Source organism: Desulfovermiculus halophilus DSM 18834 (assembly GCF_000620765.1).
In the GTDB taxonomy this organism is placed as follows: domain Bacteria; phylum Desulfobacterota; class Desulfovibrionia; order Desulfovibrionales; family Desulfothermaceae; genus Desulfovermiculus; species Desulfovermiculus halophilus.
Genome location: NZ_JIAK01000007.1, coordinates 112,503 through 129,352, shown reverse-complemented (window position 1 = coordinate 129,352; position 16,850 = coordinate 112,503). Strand labels below are relative to the sequence as shown.

General features: G+C 57.7%; 14 protein-coding genes. 11 read left to right on the top strand and 3 right to left on the bottom strand.

Annotated elements, in window-relative coordinates:
* Positions 1–32 precede the first annotated feature (32 nt).
* From N902_RS0104240 to N902_RS0104215, 5 genes are all read left to right on the top strand, one after another.
* The gene (locus N902_RS0104240) at positions 33–983 is read left to right on the top strand and encodes a DUF4340 domain-containing protein (protein ID WP_027369926.1); all 951 of its coding nucleotides are present in this window, start codon (positions 33–35) and stop codon (positions 981–983) included.
* Between the two features lie 204 nt (positions 984–1,187).
* The gene (locus N902_RS0104235) at positions 1,188–1,628 is read left to right on the top strand and encodes a response regulator (protein ID WP_027369925.1); all 441 of its coding nucleotides are present in this window, start codon (positions 1,188–1,190) and stop codon (positions 1,626–1,628) included.
* Between the two features lie 280 nt (positions 1,629–1,908).
* Positions 1,909–2,940, top strand: coding sequence for a sigma-54 interaction domain-containing protein (locus N902_RS0104230; RefSeq protein WP_027369924.1), 1,032 nt, complete (start codon positions 1,909–1,911; stop codon positions 2,938–2,940).
* A gap of 224 nt (positions 2,941–3,164) precedes the next feature.
* Positions 3,165–4,058 carry an LOG family protein gene (locus N902_RS0104225; RefSeq protein WP_027369923.1) on the top strand — a complete coding sequence of 298 codons (894 nt, stop codon included), beginning with the start codon at positions 3,165–3,167 and terminating at the stop codon, positions 4,056–4,058.
* Positions 3,985–5,334 carry a PilZ domain-containing protein gene (locus tag N902_RS0104215; RefSeq protein WP_084287745.1) on the top strand — a complete coding sequence of 450 codons (1,350 nt, stop codon included), beginning with the start codon at positions 3,985–3,987 and terminating at the stop codon, positions 5,332–5,334. The genes N902_RS0104225 and N902_RS0104215 overlap by 74 nt, the downstream gene beginning before the upstream one ends.
* Here N902_RS0104215 and mazG read toward each other — a convergent pair.
* Both mazG and N902_RS16325 read right to left on the bottom strand, forming a co-directional pair.
* Positions 5,303–6,139, bottom strand: a complete 837-nt coding sequence (gene mazG / locus N902_RS16330; RefSeq protein WP_051564272.1) for a nucleoside triphosphate pyrophosphohydrolase — start codon at positions 6,137–6,139, stop codon at positions 5,303–5,305. The genes N902_RS0104215 and mazG overlap by 32 nt on opposite strands.
* Positions 6,132–6,704: a CvpA family protein gene (locus N902_RS16325; protein ID WP_051564270.1), complete on the bottom strand. Its 573-nt coding sequence runs from the start codon at positions 6,702–6,704 to the stop codon at positions 6,132–6,134. Before N902_RS16325 ends, mazG begins: the two co-directional genes overlap by 8 nt.
* Positions 6,705–6,863: 159 nt before the next feature.
* On the opposite strand from N902_RS16325, the gene N902_RS0104200 reads away from it, so the two are divergent.
* Together N902_RS0104200 and N902_RS0104195 are read left to right on the top strand one after the other, a co-directional pair.
* Complete coding sequence (locus N902_RS0104200) at positions 6,864–7,229, top strand: hypothetical protein (RefSeq protein ID WP_027369921.1); 366 nt, start codon at positions 6,864–6,866, stop codon at positions 7,227–7,229.
* Between the two features lie 149 nt (positions 7,230–7,378).
* Positions 7,379–9,922: a TIGR03960 family B12-binding radical SAM protein gene (locus N902_RS0104195; protein ID WP_027369920.1), complete on the top strand. Its 2,544-nt coding sequence runs from the start codon at positions 7,379–7,381 to the stop codon at positions 9,920–9,922.
* Between the two features lie 41 nt (positions 9,923–9,963).
* Here N902_RS0104195 and N902_RS0104190 read toward each other — a convergent pair whose 3' ends face one another.
* The gene (locus N902_RS0104190) at positions 9,964–10,512 is read right to left on the bottom strand and encodes a universal stress protein (RefSeq protein ID WP_027369919.1); all 549 of its coding nucleotides are present in this window, start codon (positions 10,510–10,512) and stop codon (positions 9,964–9,966) included.
* Positions 10,513–10,754: 242 nt separating this feature from the next.
* Between N902_RS0104190 and lysS the strand changes: the two genes are divergently transcribed.
* The 4 genes from lysS to bamA are packed head-to-tail and all read left to right on the top strand — an operon-like array spanning position 10,755 to position 16,842.
* Positions 10,755–12,263 (top strand): lysine--tRNA ligase, encoded by a 1,509-nt coding sequence (gene lysS / locus N902_RS16320; RefSeq protein WP_034621538.1) that lies wholly within the window; start codon positions 10,755–10,757, stop codon positions 12,261–12,263.
* The gene (locus tag N902_RS0104180) at positions 12,263–13,492 is read left to right on the top strand and encodes a lipoprotein-releasing ABC transporter permease subunit (RefSeq protein ID WP_027369918.1); all 1,230 of its coding nucleotides are present in this window, start codon (positions 12,263–12,265) and stop codon (positions 13,490–13,492) included. Before lysS ends, N902_RS0104180 begins: the two co-directional genes overlap by 1 nt.
* Positions 13,485–14,168 carry an ABC transporter ATP-binding protein gene (locus tag N902_RS0104175; RefSeq protein WP_027369917.1) on the top strand — a complete coding sequence of 228 codons (684 nt, stop codon included), beginning with the start codon at positions 13,485–13,487 and terminating at the stop codon, positions 14,166–14,168. Before N902_RS0104180 ends, N902_RS0104175 begins: the two co-directional genes overlap by 8 nt.
* A complete protein-coding gene (bamA, locus tag N902_RS0104170) occupies positions 14,158–16,842 on the top strand; it encodes an outer membrane protein assembly factor BamA (protein WP_051564267.1) in 2,685 nt (894 codons plus the stop codon). Before N902_RS0104175 ends, bamA begins: the two co-directional genes overlap by 11 nt.
* Positions 16,843–16,850 lie beyond the last annotated feature (8 nt).

Genomic DNA, 16,850 nt, shown 5'->3' with positions numbered 1-16,850 from the left:
GGGGGTAGAGAGGACAACAAGAGGTATCCATCATGACTCGAAAGACTCAGTACCTCATCCTTATTCTCGCAATCGCCGGACTCGGCATTTTCCTCTGGCGGGACAAGGCCGATCAGATCCACTACCAGCTGCCGACAATCAACCGGGTGCCTGGGTCCAAAATCTCCAAGATCACTGTGCGCCAGGACCAGGAGACAATTGTCCTCCGCAAGGATGCGGGCTCATGGACCCTGCCTCCCCGCGGGTATCCTGCTCACCGGGGACGGGTGACAAGAATGCTGCGTGCAGTCGGCGATCTGCAGCTCTCGGCCCTGGTCTCGCAAAGCACGCACTATGAGCGGTACGGGCTGGATCAGAATCAGGCCATCCGGGTCACCGCCCGGGACCGGCAGGACAGGATCCTGCGCCGGTTTGAGGTGGGCAAGACGGCTTCCACCTCCCAGGGTACATACGTACGCCTGGCCGACGATCCCAATGTCTACCTGACCCAATCCAACCTGCGTTCCGCCCTGGATGTCGATGCCTCTTCCCTGCAGGACAAGCAGGTCCTGTCCTTTGCTCCGGACAGGATCCACAAGATCGACCTCCAGCTGGCAGGGGATCCCGGCATCAGCCTGCACACCACCTCGGAGCAGGGGAAAACAAAGGATAAAAACCAGGACCAACCGGGTCCCACCCAAGTGCGCTGGGTGACTGCCCAGGACACAACGGTGAACGCCACGGCGGCCAACTCCCTGATCCGTCAGCTCTCCAGCCTTCGCTGCGCCAGGTATATCGAAGATAAGGACAAGGAGGACCTGCGGGCCCCGCAACTTCGAGTCACTCTGCACGGGAAAAGCACACACGATTTGCGGCTCTTTTCCCTTTCAGGAAATAACTCCGGGGAAACTGCCGGAACCTCCTCGGACAATGCATTTCCTTTCATACTTTCCTCCCCGGCCGCAAAGCAGATCCAGGAACGGGTCCACAAGCTCGTCCCCTAACTGGGGTCGTTTTGCCTTTCTCAGGCGCATCGGCATGTGCATGGCCGAGGAAACCCGATCAGGTTCAGAACGCAAATATGTTGACCTAAACTGCACATTGTTGATAGAAATGGTCTTGAGTATCTGAACTTTCACATGGGGACACAAAGCTAAGATGTGTGCCCGCTGCATCCGGGCCATACGGGACCGGGGCGCGAGCCCCCCATGATCCCCTTTGCAGAACGGGCGTGGAAGCAGATTGCGGCCCATATTTTGTCACCCGAAGACTGGACGTCCATGGACCCGAAAAAGACCATCCTGATCGTTGACGACGATCAGGCAATCAGAGATGTACTCTCCGAATACCTGCTCGAGTTGGGCTACGAGATCCTCACGGCCGAGGACGGCCTTGACGGCATGGACAAGATCCGGCTCCAAAACTACGACCTGTTGCTTCTGGATATCCGCGTCCCATACGTGAGCGGCCTGGGGCTGCTGCATATTGCCCGGGAATTGGATTCGCAGATTCCAATCGTCTGCATGACCGGGTACGGGTCCTCGCCGGAGAAGGTTGCTTCTGAAGAAGAGGTCCAGTGCGTGCTCTCCAAGCCTTTTGAGCTCAAAGAACTGGCTCAGGCCATAGAACGCCTGGTCCATAAGCACTGAAGCGGGCGAAATGTTCTTTGCCTAGTGATTTCCGCAGCGGGTCGCGCCGTCAACCGGTCTCTTCGCCCCATCCGGGATTCACGCCGCGCACGTCCCTGACAGATGCACGCGTGCGCCGGGAAAAGGTCACTCTGAACTCGTATCCGGAACAACCCACCCACTTTTTTCCGGGTTAAGCCCAGTGGTTCCGGCGGGTCGAGTTATCTGATCCCCCCGTTTTGCCCAGACTCATAGCCCAATGCGTAGGCTTTGGCCGCTGAGGAATAAGGATTGCCTTGGTATGAGCTTTCCCCAGCCAGTCATCATCGGCAGCAGTCCGGCGATCCAAAAGGTGAACACAATCACCCGGAAAGTGGCCGGTGTTGATCTCAATGTTTTGATCACCGGGGAAAGCGGGGTGGGCAAAGAGCTTGTGGCCAGATCCCTGCATTTCTTTTCTCCCCGGAAGTCGGCTCCCTTTATCAAGGTCAACAGCGCCGCCCTTCCGTCGGAACTCATCGAATCTGAGCTGTTCGGGCATGAAAAAGGGGCCTTTACCGGAGCGGACCGGGCCAAAGCCGGCAAGTTCGAACTGGCGGGCCAGGGCTCGATCTTCCTGGATGAGATCGGCGAGATCCCCATCTACATGCAGGCTAAGCTCCTGCAGGTCCTGCAGGACAGGTTCTACTACCGAATAGGCGGGATGAAGGAAGTTGCGGTCAGCGCACGAGTGATTGCAGCCACCAACCAGAACCTGGACCAGGAGATGCTCGATGGTAATTTCCGGGACGATCTCTTTTACCGCCTAAGCACCATTTCCATTCACATCCCCCCCCTGCGGGAACGCAAGGATGACCTGCAGGAGCTGATTGAATTCTTTTGCACTCAGATGGAAAAACAGCACAATCTGCCCCGGATCAATCTCAACTCCCGGCTCATGGATCTGTTTTACGAATACCACTGGCCGGGCAATGTCCGCGAGCTGGAAAACTATCTCAAACGGCTCAGCGTCCTGGAAAACTACACTGAAATCGCGGAACGGATCCAGGCCAACCTGGACCACAAATTCCCATCCGAAGAACAGCCCCCGGTGGAAGAGGACGAAGACCGCATCCCGGAGGAAGTGTTGCAGGAGAACCTGAATTCCAAGGTCTTTCCGTCTCTGAAGGAAGTCCGGGATCAGGCGGTGCACCGGGTGGAAAAGGTGGTCATCGAAAAGGTCCTGGAAGAAACCGGCTGGAACCGCAAGAGAGCGTCCCAGATCCTGCAGATCAGCTACCGGGCCCTGCTGTACAAGATGAAGGACCTGGACATCGCACCCCCCTATAAGTAGCCCCCATTCCCCGGAAAATTACGATTCTTCGCCCCTGCTTGTGGAGTCTTGTGTCGATAAGCCATCTCTTTCCCGGCCTGCCTCTCCCCCCTTGAGAATCCGCCGTTCATCATTTACGCTTCTTCGTCGCTACCTGTGGATGAGAAAAGTGCGCCGTCCCTACTTGTTACAAGGGTGCCGGCCCCGGTCCAGCCTTCATCCCCAGCTATCCAGGAGAGCTCACGATGCATTTCAAGGCCCGTCAGGGTCCATACCCCTCGGCAGTAGAAGCCGCACGAGCCAGTCAACAGGCGGAACAGACTCCGCAGTGCCAGTCACCGTCCTATCAGCTGGCCTTTCAGGACAACGACTTTCTGCTGTGGGACGAGCTGCGTCCCACCCGCATCCAGCTGGAAATCCTGAAGCCTGAACTCATGCTTCAGGATTACCAGATCCACTCCACAGTGGTTATTTTCGGCAGCTCCCGGATCCAAGAGCCGGAACAGGCTGAGGAGCGCCTGCATCAGGCCCAAGAAAGGGTGCATCGCGATCCGGACAATCCAGAGCTGCTCCAGGAGCTCAAAGCCGCACGGGCGGCTGTGCGCAACAGCCCGTATTACAATCAGGCCCGCAGGCTGGGACAGCTGATCTCTCAGTCAACTCCTGAGGACAAAATGCTGGTCATCACCGGCGGCGGTCCCGGGGTGATGGAGGCGGCCAACCGGGGCGCACATGACGTGCAGGCCAGATCCATAGGCCTCAATATCGTCCTCCCCCACGAACAGGCTCCAAACACGTACATCACACCGGATTTATGCTTTCGATTCCACTACTTCGCGACTCGGAAGATGCATTTTCTGATGCGGGCCAAGGGATTGGTTGCCTTCCCCGGGGGGTTTGGAACCTTGGACGAGATCTTTGAGACCCTGACCCTGTTGCAGGTGCATAAAATAAAACCGATTCCGGTCATTCTGTTCGGCCCGGAGTTCTGGAAGCGGATCATTGACTTTCAAGCCCTTGTGGACGAGGGGACCATCTCCGAGGCAGATCTGAACCTCTTTCGCTATGTGCAGGATGCCGACCAGGCCTGGGACATTATCGCCAACTGGAACGGATTGGACTCGGCTGAAGAGAGGTGAACCGGGCAGGCCGCGCTTCGATCGATTTTGGTTTTGTTCTTGCAAGGATACCTTTGCGCAACTCCGAGGCGCCTTGCAATTGACCATACACGATCTTACCTGCCGTATCGGAGCCAGCATGGGTCGAAGAGATATGCATCGGGACCAACGAACAGAACCCCGCTTCCCGCTTCCTTTTCATGCGTCTTTGAAAACAGTCCGCAACGGCAGCACACCCTTGTCCGGACAGATGAGAAACATCAGCATGCACGGGATCATGCTCAAAGTTCCTTGTCCCTTGGACGAATATGAAAATGTGCATATCAGCTTTCACGTCCCCCAACTGCGGGAGGCGGTCACCAATCAAGGAATTGTCAAATGGTGCCTGAAAAGGCCTGACAGCTACTCTCTAGGGATTCGTTTTCTGGAATCAACTGCCTTCTCCCTCCCCTTCCATTACATGTGCCTGGCCTACGACGCCTTGCAGCACAAGAAAGACGCCCCCCATATCCCCAACAGCCCGTTGCCGGACAACATTCTGCGGTATTTTCATGATGAGCTCTCTTGCGGGATACTGTTCTCTTTGCTGAAGGAAGGCATCTACCATGACATGGTGAAAATCATTTTCAACCTGGACGTGATGGCATTTTATCTCCAATCCGCAGTTCAAGGCCTGGCCGAAGGGGAACCTCGCCATGCTATCCGCAAAAACGCGGATGACGCCTTGGGCAAGGCCAAATCACTCAAGGACTCCACGGAAAACTTTCTCCCTCTCCTTGAAAAGCAGAAGAGAAACGGCCTTCATCTGCTTCGTCCTGCAGACGAAAAGCTGCATATAGATACAGTTCTTTCCCAATGCATTGAATCCTTCAACCTCAGGCTGGCCGGAATCATGGGTCCGGAACACCAGTTCATCAAATATGCAGTTTTGGATGTCCCTCAGGTCATCGGCAGCCGGGAAGATTTCACCAACTGCCTGGATTACCTCATCCTCTTTTCCTATCAAGCCCTTTTTTCCCGCAAGGCCAGACAGATCAAGGTCGAGCTGAAAACATCAAAGGAGACCATGATCATTGATTTTATCAACGACGGCTCCCAGATGCTTGAAGAGAAAGCAGTCGAGCTCGAGCCGTCCTCCATCTCCACTCTCGCCGATCATCACTTCCGGGACCAAAAGCTTATTGTCTGGCTTTGGTACGCAATCTCCCACGTTGATTCCCAAAACCCGAAGCTCTCCATCCACAGTGAATCCGGAAACAACCGGATCACCCTCCAGATCCCCCTGAATATCTGTTGACCCCTGATCTGGATTCGCTTCTCTTCACCTCCTCCCACAGGGCATCTTTTTCTTCCATGCCGAGACCCGACCAGTCCAGGCCCTTGTGCCGGGCCAGGTCGAGCATTGCCTCAAACCGCCGGATAAACTTGAGATTGGCCGAATGCAAGGCAGCGTTGGCCTTGATGCCCTGCCTGCGGCCGAACTCCACCAGGGAAAACAAGAGATCTCCGAACTCCTCTTCTTTCCGTTTGGGGTCATCTTCGGCCAACACCTGCCTGAACTCCTCCCACTCCCTGCCCGTCGCTGCTTGCTGCTCGGCATCAGTATCCCAGGTAAAGCCGGCCTTGGCCGCCTTGGCGTGCAGCCGATAGGCCCTGAGCAGGGGAGGCAGGGATCCGGGTATCGAGGCCACTGAGGACCTGACGTACTCGGTTCCATCCGTGCTGCCCTTCTCCTTCTTCTTTATTCTTTCCCATGTGGCGTGCAGATCATCCCGTGTCGTGCACCTGGCATCGGCAAACACATGTGGATGCCGGTCGGCCATCTTCCGGGCATTGGCTTCCCACACGCCCTGCAGACCGGGAATCTGCCCCCTGGAGGACAAAAGACGGCTCAGAAAAAACAGCAGAAAAAAGACATCACCCAGCTCTTCAGCAATATCTTTCTCCTCACCGCGGCGAACAGCATCCACCAGCTCAAACGCCTCCTCCAACAGATAGTCTCCAAGACTCTCCGGAGTCTGTTCCCTGTCCCACGGGCAACCGTTCGGTCCCAACAGGGCATCCAGGACTTCCAGAACAGCCTGCGGCGAATTCTCAGCCATGCGGGCTCTCCTTCATCCGATCGGGTTCAGTGCCTTGTGCTTTTTCAAGATCCCAGAGTCTATGCAGTGTTCTGCTCTTGTCTGCAAAAGATTGCTTCAAGCCCTCAGGTATGAACATAACCATTTTCTGGGTCACAAGATTCAGGTAGGGAGCCAGCCTGGACTCTGCAATCCATGCGGATCGGGGAGGAACAACAAGGGTGAGGACAAAAAGGAGTAAGCAGCTGATGAGCAACCCTTTGGCCGTCCCCAGGACCCCGCCGCCCAGTCGGTCCAGCCAGCCAAGGAGCACAGCATGCATGAATTTGCGCACCACCCCAGCCAAAATGATCACCGCGACAAATGCGGCCAGAAAGACGCCGACATAACTCAGACCGGCGGCCACTTGCGGATTGTCCACGATCTGCCGCAGAGAGAGCGCAACCTCGTGTCCATAACGGCCGACGACGAACAGTCCCGCCCCCAAGGCCAGCAGGGAGCTCACCTCCCGGATCAGGCCCCGCCAGATCCCTCGCAAAAGGGCGAGCCCTACGACCACGCCAAAAACGACGTCCAAACCGTTCACGCCTGCACCTCCTCATGTTCTGAGCCCTGCAAAGACAAGGCGAGCATACGTTCAGGCCCGGTCCTGTGCAAGCAGGGCTTGGGTGTGCAGAGCTTGACAGCCCGGTCAGGAGTGCCTAGGTTTCTGCTTTAGACCAAAATTTTTTGAAGGAGACTGTTTATGGCTTACGATATCAAGCTTGTGAAATTGATTAATGGAGACATGGTCTTAGGCAAATGGGATGAACAAGAGCAGAAGATCAAGGACCCGGCCATCCTGCAGACCATCCCCACCCAGCAGGGCGGGATGCAGATGGCTCTGCTCCCTTTCGGGTATCCCTTTGATACCGAGGTAAGCGGAGAGATCGACCTCAAGCACGTCATGTACGTCTACAAGAACCTGCCGGAAGATCTGAAAAACAAATACTTTGAAGCCTCGAGCAACCTGACCATCTCCTCGGCCAACGACCTGCGCAACCTGCAGGGAATGTCCGGCGGTGGACAGGGCGGCGGCATGGGCAATATCGGAGACCTGCTCAAGGGCTGATCCGCACCTTCTTTCTGCATCTGCAGCACATGCTTCTCGAAGCAGATCTTCCTCTTTGAAGGGCAGCTGCGGCTTCTTCCGCCATTGTCTGCCCTTCAGAGTCTTCCCCGCAACCCCAATCGAGCAAGACCGCCAGCCCGAACTCATCCATGAACCACAGCCGCCACCACCCTCTGCTCCCTTGTCTTCCCCGGCCCAGCCATTATCTAGGGACTGAGTACAATGCCGTTCACAAGGATCCGGCCCGGATCGCCCTGCACTGGGGCCTGGCCTTCCCCGACCTCTATCAGGTGGGGATGTCCCATTTGGGGCTCAAGGTCCTGTACCATATCCTGAATGCCGATCCCCGGATCTGGGCGGAAAGAGCTTTTGCGCCCTCTCCGGAGGCCGCCGCTATCCTGCGGGACAGCACATCCCCGCTGGCCACCCTGGAATCTCACACCCCCCTTTCAGAGCTGGACATCCTGGGCTTCAGCCTGACCCATGAGCTGTGCTATACCACTGTGCTGTATATGCTGGATCTGGCCCACATCCCTTTTCGGAGCTCTGAAAGGAGCGCCGGCCACCCCCTGCTGATCGCCGGTGGCGGGGCCTGTGTCAATCCCGAGCCCGTGGCTCCGTTTTTTGACCTGTTTGTGATTGGAGATGGGGAAGAGGTGGTCAGTGACATCAGCCGAATAGTCCTCCAGGCCAAAGAAGACCAAAAGTCCAAACCAGAGATCTTGGCCCAGCTGGGGGACCTGCCCGGGATCTATGTCCCAGCCCCTTTTCATCGCACTGACATGGAGCCCCCCAGGGTGGAAAAGCGGGTCCTTGTCGATCTGAACGCAGCCCAGCCGCCCGCCGCACAGATCGTGCCCTACGGCCAGGCCGTCCACGACCGCCTGACCTTGGAGATTGCCCGGGGCTGCACCCGGGGGTGCCGTTTCTGTCAGGCCGGCATGACCATGCGTCCGGTCCGGGAACGAAGCCTCCCAAGGCTGGACGAACAGCTTCAGGCCGGGCTGGACGGCACCGGGTTCGAGGAAATCTCCTTTCTTTCTCTGAGCACCGGGGACTATTCCCAGCTGGAGGCCCTGTTCAACCAGAGCCTGGCCCGATGCCAAAAGGAACAGGTGGCCATCTCGTTGCCGTCCCTTCGGGTGGGTTCGCTCAGTCCCCGCCTTATGCGCAGCATGGCCTCCCTGCGCCGCACCGGTGCAACCGTGGCCCCGGAAGCCGGGAGCCAGCGTCTGCGGGACGTGATCAACAAAGGGATCACTGAACAGGCCCTCCTGGAGCATGCCGGGGATCTTTTCGCCTCCGGATGGAAACGGATCAAGCTCTATTTTATGATCGGCCTGCCCACAGAGACCTACCAGGACCTGCAGGCCATTCACGACCTCTGCCTCCGGGTCCTGGACACAGCCGGAACGGAGAAAAAAAAGGTCCAGCTTACCGCCTCTGTTGCTGTTTTTGTGCCCAAACCGCACACCCCGTTTCAGTGGGAGGCCCAGGACGATCCAGCGACAGTCCGGGAAAAGATCGCCTTCCTCCAGGATCTCTTCCGCAGGCCCAAGAACCTGACCTTGCGCTGGCACGATCCGGAAATGAGCAGCATTGAGGGCGTCTTTTCCAGAGGTGATAGATCCCTGGCCCCGGTATTGGAAGATGCCTACGCCCGGGGCGATATCCTGAGCAGCTGGCAGGAGCATTTTGATTTCAGCCTCTGGAATCAGGTGCTGACTGAACACGGGACAGACCTTGCGCCCTGGCTCGGTGCACGATCAGAGGAAGAGGCCCTGCCCTGGAGGATAATAAACTGCGGGGTTCGGCGGGACTTTCTGCTCCGGGAGCGGAAAAAGGCCTGGGAAGAGGCAACGACAAAGGACTGCCGCTACCACGGGTGCACCCTGTGCGGTGTGTGTTCCGGCCGGGAAGATCCTGGTGAGCTTGCAGTCCAGGCCGCGGAACAGCCGATCCGGCCGGTGGTGAATCAAAAACGCAGAGATCAGGGCGAGGGTCAGGATGATGTCCTTGCCCGGACAGGCGGCATGTCCGAGGAGGAGCATAACGGGGTCAGCCTGGTCCTGACCTACTCCAAGCTCGGGCCGGCCGCCCACCTCAGCCAGCTGGAGCTGCAGACCGTCTGCGAACGTCTATTTCGCCGGGCCCGGCTGCCTCTGAGCTTTTCCCGGGGATTCCACCCCATGCCCCGGATCTCTTTCGGCCGGGCCCTGCCGGTTGGGGTGCACAGCGAGGCTGAGGCCTGCGTGGTCGGCCTGCGCAGATCTGTATCGGATATGGACCTCTGCGCCCGGCTGAATGCGGTCTCAGTCCCCGGAGTGGAGTTTCTCCGGGCAGAAGAGCAGGCCCCGGGGCACAAGCTCAAGCAGCCCAGGTACGAACGCTTTCTCCTGCGTTACAACCTGCCCCAGTCTAAAGCTGATTATCACATAGAGTCGTGGATGGAGTTGACCCGGGCAGAAAGCTGGATTGTCAGCCGAAAGACCAAAAAAGGCTCCCGGGATGTGGACCTGCGTTCCCGCCTGTCCGCGGTTCAGCCTCTTTCCCCGTCCGGGGTGGAGATCACCTTTGATTGGGAACCCGGGTATATAAGCCCCTTGTTCGTCGTTCAGGCCCTGAATCCTGCCCTTGATCCAGGTACGTACACCCTGACCAAAAAGAAGCCTTTCCACCCCTCTGGGCAATGAACCGCGTCAGTCGGCACCTTTCTGGCGGATTGGGGCCGGCTTTAGGACTTGGGCGTCCCCACCACCAGCACCGGCGTGGATGACCGGCTGACCACGCCCAGGGCAACGCCTCCGGTCCGCGGCCCGCGCAAGCTGCCGTGGCCCCGGCGGCCCATGACCACCAGATCGTAGTCTCCGTTTTCCACCTGGTGCAGAATGGATTCCACCGGGTTTCCTATCCGGATCAGGCTGTCCTCGGGTTTGACCACAGCCTCTCTGCTTTCGGCCTTGAGCTTCATGATCAGGCTGCGGATATGGTCCCGGGCCAGCTCCTCGGCCCGTTCTCTGCCTTCAGAGGACGCAGGGTCGGAATGTTTTCCATCCTTGCTTCTGCGACCGCTCATGGGCACTCCGGAATACCCCGGGCCGTATCCGTACAGGAGGTTGGGACCTCCGGAATAGCTGAGTTCCTTGGGAATCTCCGGCAGGACGTGCAAACAGACCACGCTGGCCTTGTTCTGCACAGCCAGGGCTGCGGCATAGCGCAGGGCCTGCCAGGCATTCTTGGAAAAATCAGTGGCCAAGAGAATCTTTCTGATCGTCAATTCCATGCACGCATCCTCCGCATATATATTTGAGGTGTCTCCCCGTCTCCTTCCCCACTTGCTAAGTGCAAATACCACAGATGGGTGGGCACATCAAACTTTGGGTCAGACCGCCCCGGGACAGGCCCTTGAAACCCCCTGAGTACAGGGCTGGCTTGACGGTGTATGTAAATTCACCTACAAACAGTGTCTTTACAAATGGTCCTGTGCCTGAAGATCTTCGAGGCCTGTAAACGGAGTACTAAGCGTTGGCCAAAAAAAAACAACCCGCATCTCAAAGTCAAGTTCTGCAGCAACGGAACGAAAAAGCCGCTTATCTGGAAAATGCAGGTGTCGACCTCTTTCCCAACGAGATTCACAAAGACAGGGACATCGCATCCGTTGTTCAGGAGTACACCCCCAAGCCGGCCGAAGATCTGGAGCAGGACAAAACCGTCTTCACCCTCTGCGGGCGGATAATGGCTCTTCGTTCTTTCGGCAAGGCCACGTTTCTGCATGTCCAGGACGAGTCCGACCGGCTGCAGGTGTTTGTCCAAAGAGACACTGTGGGCCAGGAAGAGTATACCAGGTTCAAGAAGTTCGATATCGGTGACATCATTGGCGTCTCCGGGACCCTGTTTCGAACCAAGACCAATGAGCTGACTCTGAATGCACAGGATATCAAGCTCTTAAGCAAGTCGTTCCGCCCTTTGCCCGAAAAATACCACGGACTAAAGGATGTTGAGTCCAGGTACCGGCAGCGCTATGTTGATCTGATCGTCAATCCCCGGGCCAGAAGCATCTTCCGGACCAGAAACCGGATTGTGCGCCTGATGCGTGATTTTTTGGACAGCAGGGGCTTCATGGAGGTGGAAACTCCAATGATGCAGCCCATCCCGGGCGGCGCAACAGCCAAGCCTTTTGAGACCTATCATAACGCTCTGGATATGACCCTGTATCTGCGGATCGCCCCGGAGCTGTATCTCAAGAGGCTCCTTGTGGGCGGTTTTGAGCAGGTGTACGAAATAAACCGCAACTTCCGCAACGAAGGCATCTCTACCCAGCACAATCCTGAATTCACAATGCTTGAATTCTATTGGGCCTATGCGACATTTCACGACCTTATGGACCTGACTGAAGAGATGTTCGCCTCCTTGGCCCGGGAGGTCCTGGGATCCACCCGGCTCACCTATCAGGAGCAGGACATCGACCTCAGTCCACCCTGGCAGCGCCTGACCTTCCATCAGTCCCTGGAAACCATCGGCGGTCTGCGGCCTGAACAGTATCAAGACCAGGAACAGGCCACGCAGCTGGTTCAAAAGCTGGGCGAAAACGTCCATGTCAGCGAGACCCTGGGCAAGGTCCAGGCCAAGCTTTTTGATCTTCTGGTCGAGCCCAAGCTGATCCAGCCCCACTTCATTTACCAGTACCCGACAGACATCTCCCCTTTATCCCGAAGGAACGAGCAGGACCCATCGGTAACCGATCGCTTTGAGCTCTTTATTTCCGGGCGGGAAATGGCCAACGCCTTTTCCGAGCTCAACGATCCCAGGGATCAGCGGGAACGATTTGAAGCCCAGGCCCAGGCCAAGGCCCAGGGCGATGAAGAGAGCCATTTCATGGACGAGGACTATATCCGGGCCCTGGAATACGGCATGCCTCCGGCAGCGGGTGAAGGCGTGGGCATTGACCGCCTGGTCATGCTGTTTACGGACTCCCCTTCGATCCGGGAGGTCATCCTGTTTCCTCATCTTAAACCTGAAGCTTCTGCTGAGTAATGCGCTTTGAGCTCTTCATAGCCCTGCGCTATCTCTTGTCCCGGCGCAAGCACGGATTCATCTCCGCAATATCCCTGATCTCCGTCGCAGGTGTTGCCCTGGGCGTGGCCGCGCTGATCGTGGTCCTCGGGGTTATGAACGGGTTCAGCGACAATCTTCGGGACAAGATCCTGGGGGTGAACGCGCACATCATTGTCTCCAGCATCAGCGGGCCGATGGACTCGTATGCAAGCCTGCAGGACAGGATTGAGGCCTTGGACGGAGTCCAGGCCAGCATGCCCTTTATCTATACCGAGGTCATGCTCAGCACACAGCACGGGGTCAAGGGCTCGGCGGTTCGGGGGATCTCACCGGACCAGGCTGACGACGTCATGAGCCTGGGCAAGGATCTGATTCAGGGCCGGCTCGCCGATTTGAGCCCGGGCAATGGAGACCTTCCGGGCATCGTCCTGGGCCGGGGGTTGGCCTCCCGCTTGGGCGTCGGCCCCGGGGACGTGATCCACATGCTGGTCCCCAGCGCACGGAGCACAGCAGCCGGATTCGCGCCCCAGGTCAAGAACTTTGCCGTGGCCGGAGTATTCAAGACCGGGATGTACGAATACGACTCCTCCCTGGCCTATATTCACCTCCGGGCGGCCCAGAAAAGCCTCGGGTTCGCCCAGGACCTGATCTCCGGCCTGGAAGTCCGAATCCAGGACGTGTACGCAGCAGAAGAGGTTGGAACCCGGATTGCCCGGCTGGCCGATCACAACCTGGCGGTCCAGACCTGGATGGACATGAACCGGAGCCTGTTCTCGGCCCTCAAGCTGGAAAAGACGGCCATGGCCGTCATCCTGGTCATGATCGTCCTGGTCGGGTCCTTCAGCATCATCACCACCCTGATCATGCTGGTCATGGACAAGAAGCAGGATATTGCCGTCTTGATGTCTCTTGGATGCCAGCCCGGACACATCAAGCGCATTTTCATGCTCCAGGGGACGATCATCGGAATGGTGGGGACCGCGCTCGGCTTTTTCGGGGGGCTCTCCCTCAGCGCTGCGCTCCAGAAGTACCAGTTCATCCAGCTGCCCAGCGATGTCTATCACATGGAGCACCTTCCGGTGAAGCTGGAGCTTCTGGATCTCGGACTCATAGGGCTGGCCGCCCTGGTTTTGTGCTTTGCGGCCACCATCTACCCGGCCCGGCAGGCAGCCCGGGTACACCCGGCCGAGGTCCTGCGCTATGAATAGTCAGCTCATGTACAGTGTGCGGGATGTGTCCAAGACCGTTCCCGGTCCCAAGGGAGAGGTGAGCATTCTGCACCATATCAGCCTGGATATCGCTCATCAGGAATCTCTGGCCGTCATCGGCGCCTCCGGATCGGCCAAAACCACCCTCCTCCATCTTCTCGGAGGGCTTGATCTGCCCACGTCTGGACAGATCCTGTTCTCCGGCCAGGATATCGCTGCTTTTTCCTGGTCCGAGCTCACAACCTTTCGCAATACCCGGGTGGGCTTCGTTTTTCAGTTTCATCATCTCCTGCCGGAGTTTTCGGCCCTGGAAAATGTTGCCATGCCGGGCTTGATTCACTCTTTTGAACGTTCAAAAGTCTATTCCCTGGCCCGGGAGGCCCTGGACCTGGTCGGGCTTTCCGCTCTGGAAAACCACCCCGTGACCACCCTTTCCGGTGGAGAACGCCAGTTGACCGCCATTGCCAGGGCAGTCCTCATGCGCCCGGAGGTCATCCTGGCCGATGAACCGACCGGAAATCTGGATGAGGAAAACGGGGAGCTGGTCGCTGACCTCCTGGTCCGTCTGAACAAAGAAACGTCTACCACTCTGATTGTGGTCACCCACAACCTGACCCTGGCCCACAAGATGGGCCGCCAGATCCAACTGCGCTCCGGAGCCCTCTATGAGAACTGATCGCCGCCCCCTGAGGGGCCCAGCCCTAAATACAGCTCTTGCCCTCTTGACCGCGGTCATTTTAACCCTGTCTTCGGGCCTGCCGGCCCTGGCTGCGGACACCGGGCGTCTGGCCGTCTTTCCTTTCGCGGTCAACGCTCCGGCCGAATTCGACTACCTCGGCCGGGATATCCCCTCCCTGCTCCGGGATGAGCTCCAAGCCCGGGGGTTTGAGCTGGTCGCGGGAGAAAAAATACAAGCGGTCATCGCCAACAGCGGAAAGGAAGAGCTCAACTCCCAGGCGGTGAAGAACCTGGCTCTGCAGGCCAATGCCGACTATGCAGTCTACGGAAGCGTAAGCCAGCTCGGGGACAACCTGAGCCTGGACATCCGCCTGCTCGACCCCTTGTCCATGGCTCCGCCCAAAGCATTTTACGCCACAGCCCAAGGCCTGATCAATCTCCAGCCGGCTTTGTCCGGGGCAGCAGACAAGCTGCAGAACAGCCTCCAGCGCAGAACGACCATCTCCGAGATCAATGTCCGGGGAAACAAGACCCTGGGCGAAGACGTGGTCCTTATGCGCCTGAACATCCAAGAGGGAGACCCGTTTTCTGCTCCGGCCATCGACGAGGAGGTCAAGCGCCTCTACGCCACCGGCTACTTCGACGACATCCGGGTTCATGCCGATCAGACCCCTGAAGGGGTCGATCTGACCTTTGAGGTCCGGGAACGGCCCCTGCTCTCAGGGATTGAGGTCCGGGGGAACGAAGAACTCGGAGATGACGACATCCTGGAAGCCATGAGCACCAAGCCCGACTCGGTCCTCAACCCCAAGATACTCAGCCAGGACCTGGACACCATCCGGGAACTGTACCGCAAAGAAGGGTATTATCAAGCCAAGATAGACTACTCCCGGGAACAAACCGCCGCCGGGCAGGCCAAGCTGATCGTGGATGTTCAGGAGGGAGACAAGCAGTACATCACCGAAATCCGGATCAAGGGTGCACAAAAGCTTGACCAGGACGAGCTGAAGGACGAACTGGCCCTTTCCGAGCGGGGGCTCTTCTCCTGGATTACCGGGGGCGGTGTGCTCCGGGAGGAAGCCCTGGATCGAGATGCCGCTGCCCTGGAGGCCTATTATGCCAACCGAGGATTCATGGATGTTCGGGTTGGACAGCCCGAAGTCTCCTATCAGGACGACGGCATACACGTCATTTTCCAGGTCCAGGAAGGCCCGCGCTACAAGGTTGGCTCGGTGGACTTCGACGGTGAGCTGATCGCCGAACAAGAGCAGCTGCTTGAGGTGACTGAGATGGATAATATGGCCCGGGAGGAGGAGCCGTTCTCCAGATCCACCCTGCGGGATGATGTGCAGGCCTTGACCGATTTCTATTCCAATTACGGCTACGCCTTTGCTGAGGCCAGCCCGAATCTGCGCAAAAATCCACAGGAAAAAACAATAGACATCAAGTTTTCCCTGACCAAAAAGCAGCAGGTCTATATCAACCGGGTAACCGTCTCCGGAAACACCAAGACCCGGGACAACGTCATCCGCCGCAATCTGTATCTCACCGAGGGAGACCGCTTCAGCGGCCAGAGGCTCAAGTTTTCCAGACAGCGCCTGGTCAGAAGCGACTACTTTGAAGACGTTCAGATGGAGACCTCCCGAACCGCTGACCCCGAGCTCATGGACATCAACGTCAAGGTCAAGGAAAAATCCACCGGCTCCTTCAGCGCCGGTGCGGGATACTCCAGTGTGGACAACGTCTTCTTTACCGGCAGGATCCAGGAACGCAACCTGTTCGGGAAGGGATACAACCTGAGCTTTCAGGGGACCTTGGGCGGTTCGACCACCCGGTACATGGCCAGCTTCTGGAATCCCCATCTGTACGACGGCCCCCTGGGCGCCGGTGTTGACCTGTACAATATAGTCCGCGATTATGACGACTACGATTTAGATACCACCGGCGGCAAAATGAAGTTTGCCTACTCTGTGGGCACCTACACCCGCCTGTTTTGGAACTACAGCCTGCAGGAGTACCAGGTCAGCGACATTGATGCCGACGCCAGCGACGACATCAAGGACCTGGAAGGTTCCAACCTGGCCAGCAAGGCCGCGGTTTCCTTGACCCGGGACACTACAAACCGCAGGCTGAATCCCAGCCGGGGCACCAAGAACACCCTGGGTGTGGAATACGCGGGCGGCATTCTGGGCGGAGACGATTCGTTCATCAAACCAGAATATGAATTCAGCTATTTCCATCCCCTGTTCTGGAAAGCAGTCTTCAACTGGCACTGGAAGGCGGGATGGATCTTTGAGACAGAGGACGAGGTCCCGGACTACGAAAGGTTCTATCTGGGCGGGATCAATACCGTGCGGGGCTACGACTACCGGGATATCTGCATCACCGACCAGGAGGGGGATGATATCGGGGGCTACAAGTCCTTATACACCAACCTGGAGCTCATCTTTCCCATCAAGGACGACATGGGCCTGCTGGGGGTCCTGTTCTTCGACGCCGGCGACGTATGGGACAAAAACGAAACCATTGAGCTTGATCTGTATAAAAGCGTCGGAGCCGGGATCAGGTGGAACTCGCCCATGGGCCCCCTGCGCCTGGAGTACGGCTACCCCCTGGATGATTTGGAGGACAACAACGGCCAATTCGAATTCACTGTTGGACAGGCCTTCTAGACAGGGAT